Annotated in this window: 17 protein-coding genes; 2 read left to right on the forward strand and 15 right to left on the reverse strand. The window is 65.4% G+C overall.

Annotated elements, in window-relative coordinates:
• Positions 1-33: 33 nt before the first annotated feature.
• From AT984_RS14580 to AT984_RS14590, 3 genes are all read right to left on the reverse strand, one after another.
• Positions 34-2598, reverse strand: a complete 2565-nt coding sequence (locus tag AT984_RS14580; RefSeq protein ID WP_058720714.1) for a hypothetical protein — start codon at positions 2596-2598, stop codon at positions 34-36.
• A gap of 85 nt (positions 2599-2683) precedes the next feature.
• Positions 2684-4387 carry a hypothetical protein gene (locus tag AT984_RS14585; RefSeq protein WP_058720715.1) on the reverse strand — a complete coding sequence of 568 codons (1704 nt, stop codon included), beginning with the start codon at positions 4385-4387 and terminating at the stop codon, positions 2684-2686.
• A gap of 53 nt (positions 4388-4440) precedes the next feature.
• The gene (locus AT984_RS14590) at positions 4441-4938 is read right to left on the reverse strand and encodes a hypothetical protein (RefSeq protein ID WP_197418112.1); all 498 of its coding nucleotides are present in this window, start codon (positions 4936-4938) and stop codon (positions 4441-4443) included.
• A gap of 150 nt (positions 4939-5088) precedes the next feature.
• Between AT984_RS14590 and cysK the strand changes: the two genes are divergently transcribed.
• Positions 5089-6018: a cysteine synthase A gene (gene cysK, locus AT984_RS14595; RefSeq protein ID WP_058720716.1), complete on the forward strand. Its 930-nt coding sequence runs from the start codon at positions 5089-5091 to the stop codon at positions 6016-6018.
• A gap of 90 nt (positions 6019-6108) precedes the next feature.
• Here the strand turns inward: cysK and AT984_RS14600 are convergent, their stop codons facing one another.
• The 7 genes from AT984_RS14600 to AT984_RS23025 form a co-directional block, all read right to left on the reverse strand.
• Positions 6109-7164, reverse strand: coding sequence for an FHA domain-containing protein (locus AT984_RS14600; protein ID WP_058720717.1), 1056 nt, complete (start codon positions 7162-7164; stop codon positions 6109-6111).
• Positions 7131-8483: a S1 family peptidase gene (locus AT984_RS14605; protein ID WP_231741429.1), complete on the reverse strand. Its 1353-nt coding sequence runs from the start codon at positions 8481-8483 to the stop codon at positions 7131-7133. The genes AT984_RS14600 and AT984_RS14605 overlap by 34 nt, the downstream gene beginning before the upstream one ends.
• A 111-nt stretch (positions 8484-8594) precedes the next feature.
• On the reverse strand, positions 8595-9314 hold the full coding sequence (locus tag AT984_RS14610; RefSeq protein WP_058720718.1) for a DUF3025 domain-containing protein: 720 nt from the start codon (positions 9312-9314) through the stop codon (positions 8595-8597).
• Positions 9314-11032, reverse strand: coding sequence for an AraC family transcriptional regulator (locus AT984_RS14615; protein ID WP_058720719.1), 1719 nt, complete (start codon positions 11030-11032; stop codon positions 9314-9316). The genes AT984_RS14610 and AT984_RS14615 overlap by 1 nt, the downstream gene beginning before the upstream one ends.
• Positions 11025-12674 carry an AraC family transcriptional regulator gene (locus tag AT984_RS14620; protein ID WP_058720720.1) on the reverse strand — a complete coding sequence of 550 codons (1650 nt, stop codon included), beginning with the start codon at positions 12672-12674 and terminating at the stop codon, positions 11025-11027. Before AT984_RS14620 ends, AT984_RS14615 begins: the two co-directional genes overlap by 8 nt.
• A gap of 96 nt (positions 12675-12770) precedes the next feature.
• A complete protein-coding gene (gene pyrC, locus AT984_RS14625) occupies positions 12771-13802 on the reverse strand; it encodes a dihydroorotase (protein WP_058720721.1) in 1032 nt (343 codons plus the stop codon).
• A gap of 71 nt (positions 13803-13873) precedes the next feature.
• Positions 13874-16591, reverse strand: coding sequence for an ImpA family metalloprotease (locus tag AT984_RS23025; RefSeq protein ID WP_261340409.1), 2718 nt, complete (start codon positions 16589-16591; stop codon positions 13874-13876).
• Here AT984_RS23025 and AT984_RS23615 point away from each other — a divergent pair.
• Positions 16480-16905, forward strand: coding sequence for a hypothetical protein (locus AT984_RS23615; RefSeq protein WP_156422043.1), 426 nt, complete (start codon positions 16480-16482; stop codon positions 16903-16905). The genes AT984_RS23025 and AT984_RS23615 overlap by 112 nt on opposite strands.
• A gap of 459 nt (positions 16906-17364) precedes the next feature.
• On the opposite strand, the gene AT984_RS14640 is transcribed toward AT984_RS23615, so the two are convergent.
• From AT984_RS14640 to AT984_RS14660, 5 genes are all read right to left on the reverse strand, one after another.
• Complete coding sequence (locus AT984_RS14640; RefSeq protein WP_058720724.1) at positions 17365-18099, reverse strand: amino acid ABC transporter ATP-binding protein; 735 nt, start codon at positions 18097-18099, stop codon at positions 17365-17367.
• Between the two features lie 13 nt (positions 18100-18112).
• Positions 18113-18778, reverse strand: a complete 666-nt coding sequence (locus tag AT984_RS14645; protein ID WP_058720725.1) for an amino acid ABC transporter permease — start codon at positions 18776-18778, stop codon at positions 18113-18115.
• Positions 18775-19518: an amino acid ABC transporter permease gene (locus tag AT984_RS14650; RefSeq protein ID WP_058720726.1), complete on the reverse strand. Its 744-nt coding sequence runs from the start codon at positions 19516-19518 to the stop codon at positions 18775-18777. The genes AT984_RS14645 and AT984_RS14650 overlap by 4 nt, the downstream gene beginning before the upstream one ends.
• A gap of 183 nt (positions 19519-19701) precedes the next feature.
• On the reverse strand, positions 19702-20598 hold the full coding sequence (locus AT984_RS14655; protein WP_058720727.1) for an amino acid ABC transporter substrate-binding protein: 897 nt from the start codon (positions 20596-20598) through the stop codon (positions 19702-19704).
• A gap of 136 nt (positions 20599-20734) precedes the next feature.
• Entirely contained in the window at positions 20735-21682 is a 948-nt protein-coding gene (locus tag AT984_RS14660) for a LysR substrate-binding domain-containing protein (protein WP_058720728.1), read from the reverse strand.
• Between the last annotated feature and the right edge of the window lie 67 nt (positions 21683-21749).

Raw genomic sequence — 21749 nt, forward strand, 5'->3', positions numbered from 1 at the left:
CCCGGCAGTTCTACAGCGCGCTTCGCGTGCCCGTCAGCGTCGTAACTGAGCGGCCTGCGCCACCCGATGCAGATCCAAGGCTTCTGGCGCGGGCGCAGCCTGGCGCGATGTTTGCGCCACCTTGGCCAGCATCTGGCTCAAGTCACCCAGCGCGCCCAGATCCAGCGCCGGCGCAGGCGTGGCTTGGGGCAGCTGGATGCTGGCCAGATTCAGTTCCAGCGCCTGTGCGGTGCTTGCGTCTTGCTGCGGCGCTAGCTCACGGATCTGAATTTGAGTAGGGTCGAAGGCCGCAGGCTTGGCATTGGCCAGGCCCACATTCAAATCGATGTGCAAAAAGGCGGCCAGCTCAGCGCGTTCGCGCTCGGCTTGAGCTTCGCGGGCCAAGCGGGCCTGTTCGCGCCGAGCCATTTCCTGCGCTTCAATTTCCTGCGCTTCAGCCAGTTGGGCAGCAGCCACTGCTTGCGCTTCGGCCAGGGCTTGCTCGGCGGCCAACTCAGCAGCTCGCTGTTCGGCCAAGGCTCTGACTTGGGCCTGCCTTGCCATTGCTTCTTCTGCAGCCTTGGCCTCAGCTTCTGCTTTGAGTGCCGCAGCGCGTTCAGCCGCAGCGCGTTCAGCCGCAGCGCGTTCAGCCGCAGCGCGTTCAGCCGCAGCGCGTTCAGCCGCAGCGCGTTCAGCCGCAGCGCGTTCAGCCGCAGCGCGTTCAGCCGCAGCGCGTTCAGCCGCAGCGCGTTCAGCCGCAGCGCGTTCAGCCGCAGCGCGTTCAGCCGCAGCGCGTTCAGCCGCAGCGCGTTCAGCCGCAGCGCGTTCAGCCGCAGCGCGTTCAGCCGCAGCGCGTTCAGCCGCAGCGCGTTCAGCCGCCAGCTGCGCCTGCAGCCGTGCTTGTTCGGCCGCACGGGCTTCAGCGGCAGATTCAGCGGCGGCCGCAGCAGCGGCAGATTCGGCCGCCGCAGTTGCAGCCGCAGCCGCAGCCGCAGCCGCCAGTTTGGCCTGGCGCTCCGCGTCTTTGCGGGCCTTAGCCTCATCGCGCGCCTGGGCACGTTCGCGTTGGCGTAGCGACAGTGCGGCTTGCTTTGCGGCTTTGGCTTGTGTGGCCTTGGCGGTCGCCTCAGCCTCAGCCTCAGCCTCAGCCTCAACCTCAGCCTGCGCCTGTGCTCGCTCACGCGCCAATTGCTCGGCGCGCCAATGCAGAGCGTCTTGGCAAACCTGGTTTTGCAAAGCTGCCGTCAGCGCCAGCACCAGTGCCTGCAAGGTGGCCTGGGCATGCTCAGCCTCGCGCTGCTGCAAAGTCAGGGCTTGGGCGCAATCGCTTTGGGCCATGGCAATGAGTTGCTGCAGCCGCTGCTCGCGGGCCGCAAGGGCCGCGAGAGCCAGACTGGCTGCATGCTCGACCAGCAAGCGTGCCAGGCATTGCTCGGCCAAGGCGCGGGCCTTCCCTTGCTGTCGCAGCAATTGATCGGCCAGCTGCTTGGCCTGGGCGGGTAGCTCCTTGGCCTCCAACTGCTGGGCGAAAGCTTGAGCTTGGCTCAGCAACTGCCGGAAGAAGTCCGCCAATTGTTCCGAGCGCCGGCGCTGCGCCAACTGTTCTTGCTGATGCTGGCGGGCCAGCGCCAAGACCTCCGCCTGCAGCTGGGCCGCCAAGGCGCTGGCCTCAGCTTGGCATTGGGCCTGAGTTGCGGCAATCGCCTGCTGCGCCCGCGTGGAGGCCTGCAGGCTCGCGGCCAGCTGCTTGTCCAACAAGGCCTGCAAGTCCGCAGCGGCCTGTTGTTGGCGCTGGCGACGAGCCCATTCATCCGCGGCCCGCGCCAGCACCTGGGCTTGCAGACTGTTGTTGCAGGCCTCAACTTGGGCCAGCAGCGCCGCTTGTTCCGCCACGGCGGCAAGCCGCGCCTGCTCGAAGGCATGCATTTGCACCTGCGCACACTCGCGCAACAGCTGCTGAAGCTGGGCATGGCGCTCGGCTTGGCGCTCAAGCGCGGCCCGCGCGGCAGCTTGGGCTTGGGCTTGGGCTTGGGCTTCGGCTTCGGCTTCGGCTTCGGCTTCGGCTTCGATTCGAGCCTGGCGAGCAGCGTGTTCAGCCGCTCGGGCCTGCGCCTGCCGGGCTTGCTTGGCCGCTTCAGCTGCTTCCGCCTCCTCGGCCTGTTTTGCCAGCATGGCAGCCCGAACTGCCGCTGCTCGGGCGGCTTGCTCCGCGGCGGCAGCTTCAGCACGCAACGCGGCCGCTCTACCCTCGGCGACATCGGGCGGAACAAGCAGATCGGTGCCCAGCGCCAGTCGATGCGGCTGCGTGCGGCCGCTGATGTCCTCCACGTCCTCGACATCGTCCATATTCCAACGCGGCTTCGGAGGGCGGGCCTGGGATGAAGCGCGCGGCGCCGCGCCAGCACTTGCTTTGTTCTTGCTACTGCTACCGCCACCAACATGGGCCTTGTCCACGGTGCGTCCGTTCAACGCATCCACATTGGCGCGCAGGGTCTCTTGCGAGATGGACAAATCCACCGGCTTTTCGCGGTCACGCAGGAGTTGGGCAAAGTCCTGCATCACCCGGTTGGGGTCGAAGGGGGCGCTGTTCTTGTCCTGATCCGGGTCGCGGGCTGGCATGGCGCTATTGTGCGGCGCTGTGGGGTGCGGGGAATCCCGCAAATCCCGCCCCATCAACCCTTGTGCTCGGCGCGAAACAAGGCGCCTACCAACGGCAGCCCTTGTCGCGCACGGCATCCAGCGCCAGCGGCACGACGGCCAGCAGACCTGCCCCGCCGTAGGCTTGGCGGCAGTCTTGCTTGCCGGCCTTTTCCAAGTCCTGGGCCAGCTTGGACTTTTGCTCAGGCGGGGTGGGCAACAAGTCCAGCGCGCCACGCGAGCCACGGCCCGACAGCTCGCCGCCGCGTGGCCGGGTGGGCAAAGACAAATTCAAGCGCGCCGGCGCTTGCGGCATCTCGCTGGCGGCCGATGGCGGCGTGGCCAGGTCGCGACCGAGCTGGCTGCCGGCATCGGGGGCGCCGGTCAATCCAACCGAGCCATTGGAGGGCTGCTGCGGCAAAGACGACGATGGCGCCTGACTCGTGGCCGGCTTGCCATCCTTGGCCGAAAGGCTGGAGCTGCTGGGCGAGCCCAGGCGCGGTGTCGCCGGGGTGGTGGTGGCGCTGGCGCTAGGGCTGATCGAGTTTGGTCCGGCTAGCTCAGCGGCCGATGCCGGCTCGGCCTTGAGCGGCTGCGACGTGCTGGGCTTCACGGCCTCGGCACCGGGCGTGGGAACTGCTGCCGCAACGGGCGACGGCACAGGCCGATCTGCGGCAGCCGGGCTTGGCGCGACTGGGGCCGTGGTGGCCGGCGATGGTGTCGTGAGCGGGGGAGCAGGAAGCAAAGGGCTGGTCACAGGCGCGGGCAGCGCTTGCACCGGGACCTGCGCCGGCATGGGCTGCGGGCTAGGCACAGGCTTTGGCTCAAACTTGGGTAATTGGTGCTGCAGGGGCGGCAGCTGTGGCAGGGCGGAAAGCGCCTGAGCGGCCTGCCCCGCGGCCGCGGGGACAAGCGCATTACTCGGGATCGTCGGGCTGGTCGGGCTGCTCGGCCTGGCCTTGAGCAAGGCAGCGTCCGGCCGCACCCGCTCGAGCGCAGGGCTGGCAGTTGCCGCGTCAAATTGCTTCAAGGTCGGCGCAGGGCTGAGCGGCGCCAGTACCGGCGCCTGCAACTCAGCGGGAGCCGGTGTGACGACTGCGGACTTGGCGGCAGTCAAGGCTGTGGCCGATAGACGTTGAACGGTGTTGGCAGGCGCCTGCAGCTTGGCCGTGCTGGGCGCGGGTTCTGGCACCGGCTCGGGCAAGGCTTTGACACTGACTTCGGCTGCTGCGGGTGGCGCGGTTGGCACAGGCGGAGCAGGCGGTGCAACTGGCGCGGGTTCCTGCGTTGCCGCAGGCGTCACCGATGTCACCGGCGCCCGGGGTACGGGCGGTGATACCGGGTTGGGCGGTTCAGGCGGTGCCGCCGGCCTTGCGTCAGCATTGACCGGCGGCAATGCCTGGGGCGCCCAGGATCCCAGCTGCGCCGCGCCAGGTGGCGTGGTGGCAGCGGGCGGCTGCGCCAGCTCGCGCACCGCGCCGCCAAAGCGCTCTTGCGGCGCGCTGCCGCGTGGCCCGTTATTGCGAGGCAGCGCCGCGGGGTCGCCGTCAGGGCTGCCGTTCACCGGCCCTTGCAGGGTGATATTGAGCCGGCCCCACACGCCGTCACCCGGACGCGCCGTGCCGCCGGTGGTATTACCCACCAGCAGCACCAGCCACAGATGCAGCAAGCCGGCCAGCAGCAGGCATTGCTGCATGCGCACCGGTTCAGCCGGGCGGCGCGCCCAGCCAAGGGCGGCAATCCAACTGTGCGGGCGGCCCAGTGCGTGCATGCCTAGGAACTTAGTGTGAAGGCGCAGTGATTGAGGAATCGCTGGGCCGCGCCTCAGTCCTGCAGCGCGGCCATTTTGGCCTTCACATCGTCGGGCGACCAAAACAGCCAGCCGCGCGCGGCCATCAAGTCACGGATGGCCTGGCTTTGGCCTTGGTTGACCTTGCCGGCCAGTAGACCCAGCGTCAGCGTGCTTTGCGCGTTAGCCATGCCGCCCTCAATCAAATCCTGCTTCAGCCGCTCCAGCACCACCGTGCGGTAGCGCTCCGAGGTGAAGAGCTTGAATCGGCCTGCCGGCACCTCATGCTCTTCTTGCATTTGCGCCAACTTCACGCCGGGCGTGTCGGCATAGCTCTTGGCCTCCAGCGCCAGCAATTCATTGCGGCCGAAATGCAGGGCCACCAGGTCAACGATGGGGCGCGGCGCCGAGGTCTTGCCGATGGCGCGCTTTTCGTCCTGTGTCAGGTTGACACGCACGCCCCGCCGCACCCAATAGCCCTCGGCCTCCAAGAGCTTGCACACGCAGTTTTCAAAGCCATCCGTCATATTCATCTTGTTTTGCCCCGAGCGCTTCAACCATTAACTAGCAGGCGATTCTAGGAGGCCGCTCGCCTGGATTGCCCTACATCTGCATCTTGACTGCAGTGCCGCTACCATCTTGCCCAAACACCATCCGACCAACTTCCACCGGAGCCCATCGCCATGAAAGCCAATAACGTCCTCGCCACCATCGGCAACACCCCGCACATCCGCATGCAGCGCCTGTTCAATGGCGTGGCGGGGGCGCAGCAGCAGGTCTGGATCAAGTCCGAGCGCGGCAACCCGGGCGGCTCGATCAAGGACCGCATTGCCCTGGCCATGGTGGAAGATGCCGAGGCACGTGGCCTGCTGCAACCCGGCGGCACCATCATCGAGCCCACCTCCGGCAATACCGGCGTGGGCCTGGCCATGGTGGCCGCCGTCAAGGGCTACAAGCTGATTCTGGTGATGCCCGACAGCATGTCGGTTGAGCGCCGCCGCCTGATGCTGGCCTATGGCGCCAGCTTCGACCTGACGCCGCGCGAAAAAGGCATGAAGGGTGCCATCGCCCGCGCCCAAGAGTTGCAAGCCCAACACCCCGGCGCCTGGATTCCGCAGCAGTTCGAGAACCCGGCCAACGTCGCCGTGCATGTGCGTACCACGGCGCAAGAAATCCTCAATGACTTCCCCGAAGGCCTGGACGTGCTGATCACCGGCGTGGGCACCGGCGGCCACATCAGCGGCTGCGCGCAAGTGCTCAAGCAAGCCTGGCCCCAGCTGCAGGTGTTTGCGGTGGAGCCCAGCGCCTCGCCCGTGATCAGCGGCGGCGCGCCCAGCCCGCACCCGATCCAGGGCATTGGCGCGGGCTTTATTCCGGCAAACCTGCACACCAATCTGCTCAACGGCGTGATCCAGGTCGATGCCGAACCAGCCCGCGAATACGCCCGCCGCTGCGCGCGTGAAGAAGGCCTGCTGGTGGGCATCTCCAGCGGCGCCACCCTGGCCGCCATCGCGCAAAAGTTGCCCGAGCTGGGCCCGAATGCGCGCGTGCTGGGTTTCAACTACGACACCGGCGAGCGCTATCTGTCGATCGAAGGCTTTCTGCCGGCTTGATTGATTGACTAACCCAAGCGGCGGCCCACGCCGCTTGGGCTTTGCATCAGGGTCAATTCGCCCCCTTCCCTGCTGGCCCGACGGCCAGCGCTAGTCTTCCAACTCCACGCTGGCGCCGACCTGATCATTGTCTTTCGCCGCCTGGCGGGCCAGTTCGGCCTCCAGGGGCCGCAAGGCATCCAGCAAGTCACTCACCGGCTTGGGCTCCACCAGGCGCAGGGCGGGCGGCGGCAAGGCGCTCAAATAGGCCGGGCCCAGCCAATACTGCTGTTCCTGGCGGCGCGCCATGTCAAGCCCCAGGCCCAAGCAGGCCAAGCCGACCAGCGCCACAGCGATGCGGCGCAACACCCGCGGGCGCGGCCAGATCAAGCTGGCATGCCAGCCCAGCAAAAGCGCCAGGCCAAAAGCATCGATCAAATCATCCAGCACCATCAGCCGCGGCCAGGACAAGGCATAGGCCAGCGCCGGCAAAACCAAGCCCAGCAGCAGCATGCGCAGGATCAGCAAGCGCAAGGCAATGCGCAGATGCGCGGCGAAGGGGAAGCTGCGCCGGAACAGCTGAGTCACCAGCGCGCAAAAACCCACCCAGCTCAGCAAGCCCGCCAGGGGCAGCAGCACGGCGCCGCTGTAGTCCATCCAGCGTGAGCCTGGATTGAGCTGCGTCCACTGCTGACCCGCCAGCATGGCCAACCACAGCAGCAGCAAGCCCAGCACCGGAGCCAGGCCCGGGCGCAGATGCAGATGCTGGCCTTGCAAGCGATGCAAATGGGTTTCCAGCGGCTGCTCGGGCGGCAGCGCGGCGTCCAGGCCGCGCCAGCGCAATTGGCTGGCGCCGAGCTGGAACTGGCTTGTCGGCCCCAGGTCGATCGCATCGCCGGCATGCAGCCGGCGCTCGCCCTGCCAGCCACCATTCAGGCTGGGCAGCATGCGTAATTGCGGGCCGGCCTCGGTCCAGTCCAGCTGGGCGTGTTCGGCGGCCAGATGGGCATCGTCGAGCACCAGCTCGCACGCCGGCGAGCGGCCGATGCGCATGGGCCACTGCAAGACGCGCTGCGCCCGCAAGACCTGACCCTCGCGGCCCAGCAGTTCCAGCACGCCGATGTGATGCGTCGTCATGGCTTGGCCCGGCTGTTCTTCGGCGTCCATGCGAAGCCCTCCAGATAGTGGGCGCTGAGCTTCAGCGCATTGTCAAAGCTCACGCCCGCGGCGTTGAAGCGGCCCAGCGCGCCTTCGGTGGGCGCGTCCACCGTGGTCACCAGCACGCTCAAATCATGCAGGCCGGCCAGCTTGCGATAGGCCCGCAGGCAGACCACGGCACGCAGCGGCAGGCCCTCGCGGTCAATGAACTCCTCTTTGCAAAACGGCGCGGTGCGGTCTTTGTCCTCGCGGCCCAGGCGCTCATTGCGGAAGCTGGCCGAGTATTGTTTGGCGAAGCGCCAGGGCCCGAGCTTGGCACCGTCGTAAGCCTCATGGCTCATGGACAGAAAGCCGGTCTGCAGGCTGCCATTGATGAAGAGGGCATGCTCCATGCGGCATTGCGAGCGCTGGAACTCCAGGCCCTTGGCATCCGCCTGGGTGCCGCGCCCCCAGCAGCGCATGAACAACTCTTGCGGCACCGGCAGGCGGTAGCGCTCCGGGCTACTCGGCGCTTGCGCCTGCCAGGGCTGGGCAATGAAGCGGGCGCTCAGTTCCTCCTGATAAGCCAGCAACTGCTCGCGCAGCCGGCCCCAGGCGGGCTGCGTCAGCGGCTTGGCATCGCGGCTGCGCGCGAGCAAAGCCTGGGCGTATTCACCCGGCACCAGAAAACTCATTTGCTGGGCGAAGAACATGGCCGAGACATTGACGCCCACCACCCGCCCGGCCTCGTCCAGCACCGGGCCGCCGCTCATGCCCGAGTTGATGCTGCCCGAGTAGTAAATCAGCGCATCGAAACTGCGCTCCACCAGGCCGTTGTAATTGCCCTCGACCACGGCAAAAGCCACATCGTGCGGATTGCCCATGGAGTAGATGCGGTCGCCCTTGGACAGCGGCTGCTCCTGTGGGCGAAAGCGCAGCGCGGCGCCGCGAGGCGCAAAGTCCTTGACGCGCAGCAGCGCCAGGTCGCGGCGCACATCGATGTCCAGAAGCTCCAGCTGCCCGCCGATGCCGTCGGTGCCGGCATAGCGCAGGCGGTAGCGCTCGGGCTCCAGGGCGAACTGGCTGATGACGTGATAGTTGGTGATCACATGGCCCTGCTCGCTGACGACAAAGCCCGAACCCACCGAGGCCTGGCTGTCCTGGCTCTTCAGCAAGGTGCGGATTTGCAGCAACTGGCTGCGCGCGCCCTCGTACAGGCGCCGCGCACTGGCGGACACCGGCGCGCTGGCCGCAGGCTCGGCGGCAGCAGGAACAGGCTCAGGCAAGGCACCTAGCTTGGGCTGCGCTTGCGCCTGCAGACCCAGCATCAGCACCAAAATCAGGATCAACGGGCTCAGCCCGCGACGCAAAAGCCCGCGCCCGGCAAGACCTGACCCTCGCGCCAGCAAACAAAACGGCATGTGCAAGACCAACTCCCGGTGAGGCATGTGGCCTGGATGCTAGCGCAAGGGGCGGAACACCCCAGGGTCGCGGTAGAAATCCAGGTGCTCGTTGGCTGCGCACCAGCCCGGAATGCCCAGCACCGGCAAGGCAAAGAAGGGCTTTTGGCGTAGGCGCAGCGGGTCTTCCAGCACGCTGGCATCCAAAAGCACATGGGCACAAATGGGCTTGCGCGGCTGGAGCAGCTTTTCCAGCAAGGCATGGCCCACCACTTGCCAGCGCGCCTGACGCCACAGCGGGCGCAGGCTGCCGCCTAGCGCCGTCCAGTCCCGCTCGCGCAAAGCCTCGGCCAGGGGCGCCGGGGCTTGCAGGATCAGGCCGTTCTCGTCGAACAGGGTCAGGGCGTCGCGCATCGGTCCGCGTCTCCCGGGGCCGGCCTCGTCTGCCACCAAGGCTTCCAGATGCCATGCATTGAAGCGCGCTTTGAGCTGCGGCTGCTGCAGCCAGATCAGGCCGTGGAAGAAGTCGTGCCAGTTGTCGCGTGTGGGCACGGCGGCCTGGCTGTGCACAAAGGCCTCAAAGCCCATGCCGGCGGGCAGCTCGGTCTGCGCCACAAAGCGTAGGTCGCCAGCGGGCAGATGGATGGGCTGGGCCTGCAGGGCCGAGTTCAAGGCCTGCGCCACCGAGGCGCCTTGCCTGATCTGCGCCAGCAGCGGCTCGCCGAGGGTACGCAAGGGCGCAAACCAGGGCTGCTGCCAGTCGAGCTGCCAAGGGGGCATCAGTCCTGCGCCCTGCTGATCGCGCTTAGCGCCGCTGGCGGCCGCGCGAGCAACTCGGCCAGGCGACTGAACTCAGCGGCCCGGGGCGTTTGACCGCTGAGCTGCGCCCCATCCTGATCCGCCTCACTCAGGCTGGCCAACCATTCCAGCACCGCCGTTGGCAGGCCCCAGGCGGCCAGCAGCAAATAGCTGGCATCGTGGCGATCCAGACCATAACGCCGGCGTTCCTCGGCCCATTGCTCGGCCGGGGGGCGCTGCCCCCATGCGTTTCTGAAGTCGAGATACGAGCTACCGATCACCCGCTGCAAGAGCAAGGCGCCCAGTTCGGCCCAAGCCAGCAGCGCGAAGGCGGCGACGGGCACCGGCGCCTCGTCATGCTGGCCCTGGGCCAGCGCCAGCAACTGCTGCCAACGCGCTTGCAAAGGCGCTGCCACAGGCTGGCGCCCCAGCATCCAAGCCCGAGCCTGGATGGCGTCCATCAAGCGGCTGGTGCCCAGCTGCTGCAACAAAGCGTCGTCATCGGGCTGCAGAGACTGAGCGCCAAAACGTGCCTGTGCCGCCAGCCCGAGCGCATGAGCCCACAAGACCGGGTCGGCGCGCAGCTGCGCGCCCAGGGGGTGAAAACTAGTGCCCGCCGCCGGCAGATCGAAAGCCGGCAGGCGCAGGGGCGAGGCCCAGTCCTCCGCGGCCTCCAAGGCTTGCAGCGCTTGCAGATGGCGGCGCAAGCGGGCCGGCGGGCCAGCGAACCAACCCCGAAAAGCCCGCCCCATCGCCACCCGACCGGAATAGCCCAATTGCTGCGCGGACAGCTCCACCGGGCAGTCGTGCAGCACCATCAATTCAAACGCGCGCTGGCGCCGATGCGCCTCCAGCAAGGCACTGAAGCTGCATCCCTCTTGCGCCAGATGGCGGCGCAGGGTGCTGGGCGTAAGGCGCAGCTCGGCCGCCACCGACTCCAGGCCGAAGTCCCCCGCCTGCGTTGCGGCCTCGAGGCGATCGAGCACGCGCCGCCAGACCGGATCGTGATCCAACTGCCGCCGCCCCAGCACATCGAAGCATCTGGCCGTGCGCTGCCGCACGGCGGCATGGCTGCCGGGCAAGGGCTTGCTCAACCATTCAAGCGGCAAGCGCAGGCCGAAACAGTCGGCGCCAAACTGCACCGCACAGCCCAGCAACTGATCCAGAACATGGGCTTGCGCGCTGGGCGGCGTCATGACCCAAGCGTCCAGCACCGTGGGCGTTTGGCCCAGGCAGAAATTGATGGCGCGCCGCAGCCAGGTCAGCGTGCCCTCCCAATAGGTCAACAAGCCCAATGGCGGCGCGCTCATCAGCGGCGTCAGGGTGATGCGCAGCGTCTGCCCCTCCTCGCTGACTTGAAGCGTCGCCCCCGGCAACCAGACCGATTGGTGGTGAATCAGCTCGGCCAGCATCTCGTGCAGGGTCTCGCTGCTGCGGGCAAAGTAAAGCAAGCCTTCGCCCGCGCTGAGGTCCACCCGCGCCGCAAGCTGGGCGCCGTAGTGAGGCTCGCCCTGGGCATGCAGGAATAGCGCCATGTCCTGCCGCGCCTCCAGCGGCAGGCTGCGCAAATCGTTGGCGGGCACGCGCAGCAACATGCCGCGCGCCTCCAGCTCGGCCAGCAAGTCGGGCCGGTGCGCCAGGATCTCGTAGAGCGGCTGCAAATGCCGCAGCTCAACCCGGATGCGGGGATGCTCATGCATGCAGAGTTGCCTCCACCTGGCGGGCGTCGAACAGACGCAGCACCGGGCAAACCCGTTCGATCAGATGCAAGGGCTGTTGGCGCAAGGCCTCGCAATGGGCAAGCCAGGCCGATGGCGCGGTCCAGGCATGATTCGCCTGGCGCAGGGCCTGCAAGCAGCGTTGCGCCGCCGGGCTGAGTTGGGCAGGCGTAGCGCTTGTCGACGGCTCACTCAGCAGTTCATCCGCCCAAACCAAGGCATCGGCCCAAGGCTCGGCGCGGCCGGCTTGCACATCCTCCTGCAGGCGCTGCAAGCGCTGCAAGCAGTCGGGCGGCCACTGCCAGGCCGCCAGCAAAAGGCGCGCGGCTTGCAGGGCATGGGCACAGTCCAGTTGGTGGTCAGGCTGCGCCTCGTCGGCCAAGCTCTGCAACCACAAGCAGCCCAAGCTAAGGGCCGAACACATGGACTCATGCGACGCTTCGAGTGGAGCTTCACTGGCTTGCAAGATCGCCTGCACCAGTGCCACGCGCATCCAGCTGCGGCGCTGCGCGCTCGACACCGTGTCGGCGCTGCCCTGCGCGCCATTGGCGGTCGACGCAAGCGCTTCAAAAACGCTTTGCCGCAAGGCCGTGCTCGCCGCCAAGCCGCGCGGCGCCAGCAATGACGTCAACTCCGCCCGCAGCAGCGCCGGCCGCAGTGCGAACCAGTTCTGAAAAGCGCGCTCCAGACCCGCGCGATCGGAATAGCCCAGCGCCACCGCCACCTGGCTCAGTGGCTGCTCGCCAAAGGCCACCGCGGCAAAAGCGCGCGCACGCCGTTGCGCTTGCAAAATGGCATTGAAGCCTTGGCCCTCGTTCATCAGCTGGCGCCGCAGGGTGCTGGCGCCGCAAGCCATCGCTTGGGCGGCCTGCTCCAGCGTCACCTGGCTCAACTGGGGCTGTGCGGCCAACCAGGCCGAGACCTTCTCGCTGGGCCGCTCTTGCGCTGCCGAGGGGCCGGGCAGGAGGCTGTCGACCTGCGGTCGCAAGGCGTTCAGAACGCCCGGGCTGTAACCCGGCAAGGGCAGCGTCAGCACCGAGCGCGGGTAGCGAATGACGCAGGCCTCACTGCCCCACTGAATCGGGCAACCCAAAAGGGAATCAAGCACGCCGGGCTGGGGAGATGGCGGGCTCATCAGATCGACCGACAAGGCCGCCAACTCGCCCCCGGCGCACTGCGTGAACACATGATGCAACCACACCAGTCCGGTCTCGTAGCGCAACTGGCGTCCCAGCCTCTGGCTTTGGTAAGAAGGCCGCATATGAATGGCGACATGATGGGCCTGCACCTCCATCTGCATATGGCCATCGGGCAAGATGCGCGCGCGCAGGCGCAGCAGCTCGGTCATGGCCTCCCCCAGCAGCGCATGGCTGCGCAGGTAGTACAGCATGCCGCTGGCCACACTGGCATCGGCCTGCATCGCCAGCAAAGCGCCCCGGTGCGGGTCGCCCTCAGCGTGCAGGCGCTCCAGCAGGCGCAGCATGGCCGAGGTCGGCATCAGGCCAAGGCCTTGCTGGTTCACCACTCGCAGGCCGCAGTCACGCTCCAAGCTGCGCAGCAAGTCCGGCCGATCGGCCAGTTGCTGGTAGAGCGGCTGCAAAAAGAACAGATCCAAACCTTTCATGATCTGTTCATCACCTCCACCCGCTCGGCCCCAACTCGCACCTGGCTCGCTAACCGGTGCCCGCTCGCCGCGCACCTGCAAGCCAGGCACCGCGCGTCAGCCGATGAACTTCCAGCCCAGAGATTCGCCGCCGCGCAAGGGCTTGATCAGCGCCTCGCCAAAAGGCACGGACTCGGGCAGGGACCACTTCTCTTGGCGCAGCAGCACCGTGTCGGTGTTGCGCGGCAGGCCGTAGAAATCGGGGCCGTGGAAGCTGGCAAAGCCTTCGAGCTTGTCCAGCGCGCCCATGGCCTCGAAGGCCTCGGCATACAACTCCAAGGCCGACATGGCGGTGTAGCAACCCGCGCCGCAGACCGAATTCTCTTTCAGCACCGAGGCGTGCGGTGCGCTGTCGGTACCCAGGAAGAACTTGTTGCTGCCCGAGGTGGCGGCTTGAATCAGCGCCAGGCGGTGTTGCTCGCGCTTGAGCACCGGCAGGCAGTAGTAATGCGGGCGCAGGCCACCGGTGAAGATGGCATTGCGGTTGTAGAGCAAATGCTGGGGCGTCAGCGTGGCCGCGGTGAAGCGGTCGCTCTCAGTCACGTATTGCGCGGCTTCCAGCGTGGTGATGTGCTCGAACACCACCTTCAACTCGGGGAAGTCATTGCGCAGGGGGCGCATGACGCGGTCGATGAAGACGGCCTCGCGGTCGAACACATCCACCTCCGGGTCGGTCACCTCGCCGTGCACCAGCAAGAGCAAGCCTTCGCGCTGCATGGCCTCCAGCGTGCGGTAGGTCTTGCGGATATCGCTCACGCCCGCATCGCTATTGGTGGTGGCACCGGCCGGATACAGCTTCAGCGCCACCACGCCAGCATCACGCGCCCGGCGGATTTCCTCCACTGGCGTGTTGTCGGTGAGGTACATGGTCATCAAGGGCGTGAAGTTCGCCCCTTCCGGCAACGCCGCCAGAATGCGCTCGCGGTACGCCTGTGCCAGCGCGGCCGTGGTGATCGGCGGGCGCAGATTCGGCATGACGATGGCACGCGCGAATTGACGTGCGGTGGCGGGCAAGACGGCGGCCAGCGCAGCGCCGTCGCGCAGGTGCACATGCCAATCGTCGGGGCGGGTAATGCGGATCTCGTTCATGCTCGAATTATCTCATCAGGCCTTGCGTACCGGCCCATCAGGCCGGCCGCACCGAAGGCCTTTGCCTGCCGTCAGAAGGTGGGATATGCCGGCACGCTGGCCTCGATGTCCACCCAGCGCCCGGTCACCAAGCGGTTGTGCTTGCCCGCCGGCAGGGCGTAGTAGACCCGCGAGGCCACCGGCAGCTTCAAGTCTTGCACCGAGCCGACGGCCTCGGGGCTCAAGGGCAGGCCGTACATCTCGAAGTACTTGCTCAGGTCCTTGCCGATGATCTTGGAGCTCAGCACATAGAACAGGTCTTCGTTCTTGATGGTGTTGTTGGCATAGCGGCCCATGGCGTACTTGCCGCGGTTATTGGCATCCCAGGCGCGAGCCACCAGGCGGTCGGCCTTGGTGAGCAACTGGAAGAACTCCAGCGTGGTCTGCATGGTGGGCTGAGCCAGACCGTAACGCTCCTTGGCGTAGAGGAAGGCCAGCTGGAAGTGCACCGCACGCATGGGGTCCTGCCCGCCACTGCCGCCCCACAGACGCGTCTGCATCGCGGTTTGCAAGGCCGCACCCGTCAGCCCGGCGCCTCGGGTGGCCAGCACCATGGCGTAAAGGCCGGGGTGATCCAGGTTGTGGCCGGTGTCGATACCCATGGTCTCGTAAATGCGCAGCATGGTGGCGCTGGCCAAGATGTTGTTATCGCACTCAACCAGGCAGCCGACACCGCCGGGCGCCATATGCATCACGCGCTGCACCGTGCTGTGGCCCAACTCATGCGCCCAACCCCAGCCCACGCCCAGGCCGGCGGAGCCATCCGATGGGTTGCCGGAACACAGGAAGCCACAGGTGGCGATCCAGCCGATGAAGTGCTGCACGCCGGGCGCGTTATGAATGGAGCCGCTGCAGTCCCAGGCGAAGGCATCGCACAGCGTCGTGGCCGTGGCCGACATGGGCATATTGCGATAGCCATTGGCGAAGTGATTGCTATCGAACAAGCCTTCCTTGAGGTTGTTCACCACATAGGTGCGCGGGTCGCCGTTGCCGATGGCGCTCTTGGCATATTTGGTGATTTGCTGGATTTCCCCACCGACAAACTTATTCGTCTGCCAACCAAAGTCGCCCTTCTTGAGCGCGGCCACCGCCTCGTCGAGTTCTGCCTGGCTCGGGTTCTTGGTGAAGTCAAAGTGGGCATATTTCGCCGCACCCTTGATGCGCAGCGTGATCACGGTGGCAGGTGTTGCGCCGCCATAAGACAACATCAAGGGGCAGCCAAATGGCGAGACAAAATCGGTCACGCCACGCAAGGGAATGGCAAAGGAGTTAGGGCGGCGCGGGCGGGCATAGCTGCTATCCGTGAGGGGATTGCCCCAGACACGCAGATAGCTGGTTTGCAAAGACAGTTTGGTCGCGCCCTTGGCATCCAGCACCTCGACCTGCACCGGCTTGCCGGGGATGGATGCGCGGCCAATCAAGGTCACGCCGCCGGTTTGCGGAATGGTCACGGTCACCGTTTCCCAATCGCTGCTGACCGCAATATCGCGCGCCTGCGGCGGCATGTAGTCACCTGCGCCGTTGGGCGGCACGGTGGTGGCACTGCGATTGAAGACCAGCCAGGAATCCGAGGCATAGGCTCGCAAAAAGTCCCCTGAGTTGCCCTTGGCCGAGAGCGGCGCGCCATAGCGCACATTCAGGCGTTGCAAGTCCGCCCACAAGGCGAGGTGACGGAACAGCATCGCATCCGGGTCAGCAAAAACGTTGGTGCCGGCACCCTGGATGCTGGCCAAGGCGGTGCTGACCGTGTTGATGGGTTGCAGTGCCGTGCTGTCGGTCGAAAAGTCGATCTTCAAATCAGTGCGCGGCAGCATGCGCAGGGTCGAGATCAGGCTACCGAACTGATCGGCCTTGGCGATCAAATCAGCAATGGTTCGCGTGGCACCAATTGACACCGCTGTGGCTGCGGCAAAGTAGTTGCCGGGATAGCCGCCCAGGCTGAGGCCCATGCCAGACACAACCCGCTGCGCGCCGTTGGAGGCGTTCCAGCTGGACTGCATAAAGACCACCGCCTTGCCGGCTTCTTGGTAGCTGCGCACCAGATTGCCGAGTGCGGGGTTGTCGGCAACGCCGTTGCCAAACACGATCAGATCGAGCTGGCGCCAGCAAGTGTTGGCCGGGTCGGCCACCGCGCAGCTGGACACGACGCCCGTGCTGCCCACCCGGGTCAGGTATTGCTTGACCGTACTGCCGTCATAGCCGCCGACACCGACTCGTACTTGCGCCGGCAGAGTCCCGTTTGCATCGCCGGTGATGACCCAATTCATCGCGCGGCGGAAGATGGGCAAGTGCTGCTGCTGAGCGCTGGTGCCGGCCATCCAGGCCAGCACATTGGCCCCATAGGCCAGGCCGCGGCCGGCGCCGATCATGGAGATTGCCGCCATGCCTGCGCCACTATCCGCACTCAGCAAGGGCGCAGCAAGACTGCTCTTGGCGACATTGACGGTGGTGCTATTGGTGCTGTGATTCAAGACCAAGCTGGCCGCATCGTCCCCCAAGATGGCACGCACCGCGGGCATCTGGCTATTGGACAAAGCCGAAGCCAGGCCCACCGCGCGATCCAACAAGGTGGCTTGATGGACTGCATTCAAGGGTGTGGCATCGCCGGTGACCAAAGCCCGTTCGATCGGGTCGATGGGTGCGGGTGCGGGTGCGGGTGCGGGTGCAGGCGCGGGAGCGGGAGCTGGTGCGGGAGCTGGTGCAGGCGAGGGAGCCGGTGCGGGCGCAGGCGCAGGCGCAGGCGCAGGCACAGGCGCAGGCGCAGGCACAGGTGCTGGTGCCGGCGCCGGTGCGGGCCCAGGTGCAGGTGCAGGTGCGGGTGCAGGTGCAGGTGCCGGTGCCGGCCCAGGGGCGGGCGCATCCGGCTCCGCCGGGCTTGTCGGAATCCCAGGCGCGGGCGCAGGCGCCGGTCCCGTCACCGGCGCGGAACCATCCGGAATTACTGGGTTGGGCGCCGGTGTTGGCGCGGGTATCGTGGGCTCAAGCTGGGGCGGAAGTGTTTCGACCCAGTTGTCCGGCCCAGGAGCAGGTGCGGGCGCCGGCGCTGGCTCGGGGGCAACCGTAAAACCTGGGTTGGGGTCGGCACTGCCGCCGCAGCCAGACAAGCTCAGACCAAGGGCCAGCGTCAGCGCAAGGGACAGGGGGGCAAGAGGGGCCAGGGGAACAGGCGCACGCGAGGGCAGCAAATGCATGAAAAAGTGTTCTCGGTCAGGTCAACAAATCGACAAGGCCTGACCGCCTTCTTCAACATCGGCACGCCAGACCCCTCAAATAGGGGGGGGAGGCGGAAGTCTAAAAGTCCACTCCGGCGACCGATATGGCCGGAGCGCTCACTCAGCGAACATTTGCGCTCACATTCGCGCCAATTTGCTCGACAGGCGCACAGCGACGCCAAACCTGAAACACCTGCTTACAAAGCACACAAATTGCTACAAGTGCGGCCTGTGTCACCGCGACAGGCGCCGCAAGCGGGCGGCGCCGTCAAGCCACACAGCGGTCCCGGCGCGGGTGGCCGGAACTGAGTTCAGTGCTGCAGGATCTTGTTGAGGAAGTCCTTGGCGCGCGGCGAGCGGGCGTCCGGGTTGCCGAAGAACTCTTCGCGCTTGCAATCCTCGATGATCTTGCCGGCGTCCATGAAGATGACGCGGCTGCTGACCTTTTTGGCAAAGCCCATTTCGTGCGTCACGCACATCATGGTCATGCCTTCTTGGGCCAAATTGACCATCACGTCCAGCACCTCACCCACCATTTCGGGGTCGAGCGCCGAAGTCGGCTCGTCGAACAGCATCACGATCGGGTCCATGCTGAGCGCGCGGGCAATCGCCACGCGCTGCTGCTGGCCGCCGGAGAGCTGGCCGGGGAACTTGTCCTTGTGTGCCGACAGGCCGACACGGTCCAGCATCTTCAGTCCACGCACCTTGGCGTCTTCCGGCGTGCGGCCCAGCACCTTGATCTGCGCCAGCGTCAAGTTCTCGGTCACGCTGAGATGCGGGAACAGCTCGAAATGTTGGAACACCATGCCCACGCGCGAACGCAGGCGAGGCAAATTGGTCTTGGGGTCGGCCAGCGAGATGCCGTCCACCACGATGTCGCCCTTTTGAAAGGGCTCCAGCGCATTGACGGTCTTGATCAGCGTGGACTTGCCCGAGCCCGAGGGGCCGCAAACCACCACCACCTCACCTTTTTCGATCTTGGTGGAGCAATCGGTCAGCACCTGGAAGGGGCCGTACCACTTGGAGATGTTCTTGATTTGAATCATGGCAATGTTCTCTTCAGCGGATGATGGCGATCTTCTTCTGCAGGCGACGCACCAGCATCGACAGGCTGAAACAGATCACAAAGTAGACAACGGCCGCAACCAGATAGGTTTCCACCGGGCGATTGAAGTTCTTGCCGGCCACCTCGAAGCCCTTGAGCAAGTCGTAAGCGCCAATGGCGTAGACCAGCGAGGTGTCCTGGAACAAGATGATGGTTTGCGCCATCAGCACCGGCAACATATTGCGGAAGGCCTGCGGCAGCACCACGGTCTGCATGGTCTGGCTATAGGTCATGCCCACGGCATAACCCGCACTGACCTGACCGCGCGGCACCGACTGAATACCGGCGCGCATGATCTCGGAGAAGTAAGCCGCCTCAAACACCGTGAAGGTGATCATGGCCGACATCTCCGCGCCCATGGGCCGGCCAACCAGCAGTGGGATCAGCAGGAAGAACCACAGAATCACCATCACCAGAGGGATGGAGCGCAAGGTGTTGACGTAGAAGGCAGCCGGCCAGACCAGCCACTTCTTGCCCGACAAGCGCATCAGCGCCAGCAAGGTGCCCAGCACAATGCCGCCCAAAGTGGCGATCACGGTCAGCTGAATGCTGAAGATCAGGCCCTTGAGGATGAAGCTGGAGACGACGCCCCAGTTGAGGAATGCGAAATCGAGATTCATCGTCCGGCCCCCAACATGCCAGGCACTTGGACGCGGTGTTCAATGAACAAAGCCAGGCGATTGACGAAGAAGGCGGAGATGAAATACAGGCCGGTCACTGCCAGATAGATCTCGATACCGCGGGAGGTCTCTTCCGACACTTGCAAGGCATACATGGTCAGTTCGGCAATGCTCACGGCAAAGGCCACCGATGAGTTCTTGATGATGTTCATGCTCTCGCTGGTCAGCGGCGGAATGACGATGCGAAACGCCACCGGCAGCAAGACATAGCGGTAGGTTTGCGGCAGGGTCAAGCCCATGGCCAGGCCGGCATAGCGCTGGCCCTTGGGCAGGCTTTGAATGCCGGCGCGCACCTGCTCGGCAATCCGTGCCGAGGTGAAGAAGCCCAGGGCCAGCACCACCAGGATGAAGCTGGGCACCTGGCGCAGCGGCGGGATCAGCGCGGGCAAGACGTGGTACCAGAGGAAGATCTGCACCAGCAGCGGGATGTTGCGGAAGGTCTCTGTCCAGGCGTCGCCAATGAACACTAACCACTTGTTCGGCGTGGTGCGCAAGATGCCCATCAGCGAACCGACGGCCAAGGCCACCACCAGGGCCAGGGCCGAGACGCTCAGCGTCCAACCCCAGGCCGACATCAGCCAGTTCAAATAGGTGATGTCACCGCCGCTGCCAAAGCAACTCGGTATCACCTCCCCGTCGATGGTGTTCTTGCAGAACACCTGCCAATCCCATGTCGCCACGGCCTACCTCCAATCCACAAAACTCACGCAGACCTGCCGCAGCTTGCATCCGAGACCCGATCATCGCGGGCGCTCGGTGCCTGGCAATCAGCCTTGCTGCAACTGATTCTCGTCAGTCCCATTCAAAAAACAAAGGCCGCGTTGCAGCGGCCTTCACAAGCACAAAGCGCTGGATCGATCCGCTTACTTCTTGGCGTAGTCTTCGGCCGGCTTGTCGTTCGGATTAGCCAGCGCAGCCTTGAGGTTATCGCTCATCGGCAGGCCCACCTTGGTGTTCGAGGGCGGGATCGGCTGCAGCAACCACTTGTCATACAGCTTGGCCACATCGCCAGACTTGATCATGGCCTTGATGCTGTCGTCCACGGCCTTCTTGAAGGCGGGGTCGTCCTTGCGGAACATGATGCCGATCGGTTCGACCGAGAACACGTCGCCAACGATCTTGTAGTCGGCCGGGTTCTTGGAACGCGACACCAGGCCAGCCAGCAGCGAGCCGTCCATCACGAAGGCATCGGCGCGGCCGGATTCCAGCAGCAGGAAGCTGTCAGCGTGATCCTTGCCGAAGACTTCCTTGAAGTCCACGCCGGTCGCGCGCTCATGCTTGCGCAGGGTCTGCACCGAGGTCGTGCCGGTGGTGGTGGCCACCGTGCGGCCGGCCAATTGGTTCACGGCGGTGATGCCGGAGTTGGCCTTCACGACCATGCGCACTTCTTCCACGAAGGTGGTCACGGCGAAGGACACATCCTTCTGGCGGGTGGCGTTATTGGTGGTGGAGCCGCACTCGATGTCGACGGTGCCGTTTTGCACCAGCGGAATACGGTTTTGCGAGGTGACCGGCTGATACTTGACGTCCAGCTTGGCCAGGCCCAATTGCTTTTGCACATCGGCCAAGACCTTCTGGCAGATCTCAACGTGGTAGCCCACGTACTTGCCATCACCCAGGGTGTACGACAGCGCGCCGGAAGACTCGCGCACGCCCATCGTGACCGTGCCGCTATCCTTGATCTTCTTCAGCGTATCGGCTTGCGCGGCACCGATTGCAGCGGCAGCCAGGGCAAGGACGAGCAGAGATTTTTTGTTCATGAACACTCCTGAGTTTGAAGTCGCGGTGAACCGCAAAGATAGGTTGCGCTAGTGGTTAGCGGCACAACCCGAAGCAGAACATGCCCAAGGGCAGGTTCGAATAAGTGATTACACGAATTTGGACCCGACGCCGCCATCAAGCCGCGGTCAGGAATTGCCACAGCGCCAGTGCAGAGGCCTTGTTGCGCCGGGACAGCTCGGGGCGCTCGCGATAGATGCGCAACTCCATCGTCAGTTCAAATTCGCCCGCGGCCGAAGCCTGCACCAGACGGCCGTTGCGCAATTCCTGCTGCACCGAGCTGGCGGGCAAGAAGGTCAGGCCGTGGCCCTCCAAAGCCATCGCTTTGAGGCCTTCGGCCATATCGGTTTCGTAAATGGCATCGAGATTCAAGGGCACGGCAGAGCCCTTGGCGATCAGCTCCACCAAGCGCCCCAGATAGGCACCCGAGGCGTAGCTAAGAAATGGAAACTTCGGGCCGGCGTGGCCGTTGCTGCTTGCCAGCTTACCCTTGGTTTGGCGAGGCAGCTGAAACATCGGCCGGCCCTTGGCGTCGGCCTTGGCATAGGCCGCCAGGGTCTCCTGCCCCAGGGAAGCCATCTCGTAGCGCTCGGGGTCCAGCTGCAAAGGCTGGCTGGCGTGGTGATAGACGATCAGCAGATCGCAATTGCCTTCGCTCAGCTGCAGCATCGCGTCATGCACATTGAGCGCGTTCAGCCGGCACTTGAGCGCGCCGAAACGCTGGCGCAAGCCCATCAACCAATGCGGGAAAAAGCTAAAAGCCAGCGAGTGCGGGACGGCGAACTCGATCATGTCCACGTCGGAGGACTGATGGCTGCGCATCATATTGCGCGTGGCTTGCAGATTGCCGAGGATCTCCACCGCCTGGGCCAGCAAGGTCTCGCCTGCGCCTGTCAAGCGGGTCGGGTAGGAGGAGCGGTCCACCAGGTCCGTGCCCGCCCAGGCTTCCAGCGCCTGAATGCGGCGCGAGAAGGCCGGCTGCGTGACATGCCTCAGCTGCGCCGAGCGCGAAAAGCTGCGCGTCTCGGCCAAGCTCACAAAATCTTCAAACCATTTGGTTTCCACTCCGGGGAGTGTAGCCGCGCGGCAAGCGCCGACTGATCGCCCGAGCGAATACCGGATCGGCTCTTTC

This window comes from Paucibacter sp. KCTC 42545 (genome assembly GCF_001477625.1).
Lineage (GTDB): Bacteria > Pseudomonadota > Gammaproteobacteria > Burkholderiales > Burkholderiaceae_C > Paucibacter_A.

Coding starts and splice junctions, on each gene's coding strand:
- AT984_RS14645 (WP_058720725.1), bottom strand. CDS start 18,778: ATGAATCTCGATTTCGCATTCCTCAACTGGGGCGTCGTCTCCAGCTTC.
- AT984_RS14580 (WP_058720714.1), bottom strand. CDS start 2,598: ATGCCAGCCCGCGACCCGGATCAGGACAAGAACAGCGCCCCCTTCGAC.
- AT984_RS14615 (WP_058720719.1), bottom strand. CDS start 11,032: ATGCATGAGCATCCCCGCATCCGGGTTGAGCTGCGGCATTTGCAGCCG.
- pyrC (WP_058720721.1), bottom strand. CDS start 13,802: ATGAACGAGATCCGCATTACCCGCCCCGACGATTGGCATGTGCACCTG.
- AT984_RS14600 (WP_058720717.1), bottom strand. CDS start 7,164: ATGGACGCCGAAGAACAGCCGGGCCAAGCCATGACGACGCATCACATC.
- AT984_RS14640 (WP_058720724.1), bottom strand. CDS start 18,099: ATGATTCAAATCAAGAACATCTCCAAGTGGTACGGCCCCTTCCAGGTG.
- AT984_RS14620 (WP_058720720.1), bottom strand. CDS start 12,674: ATGAAAGGTTTGGATCTGTTCTTTTTGCAGCCGCTCTACCAGCAACTG.
- cysK (WP_058720716.1), top strand. CDS start 5,089: ATGAAAGCCAATAACGTCCTCGCCACCATCGGCAACACCCCGCACATC.
- AT984_RS14585 (WP_058720715.1), bottom strand. CDS start 4,387: ATGCACGCACTGGGCCGCCCGCACAGTTGGATTGCCGCCCTTGGCTGG.
- AT984_RS14655 (WP_058720727.1), bottom strand. CDS start 20,598: ATGAACAAAAAATCTCTGCTCGTCCTTGCCCTGGCTGCCGCTGCAATC.
- AT984_RS14610 (WP_058720718.1), bottom strand. CDS start 9,314: ATGCCCCCTTGGCAGCTCGACTGGCAGCAGCCCTGGTTTGCGCCCTTG.
- AT984_RS14590 (WP_197418112.1), bottom strand. CDS start 4,938: ATGAATATGACGGATGGCTTTGAAAACTGCGTGTGCAAGCTCTTGGAG.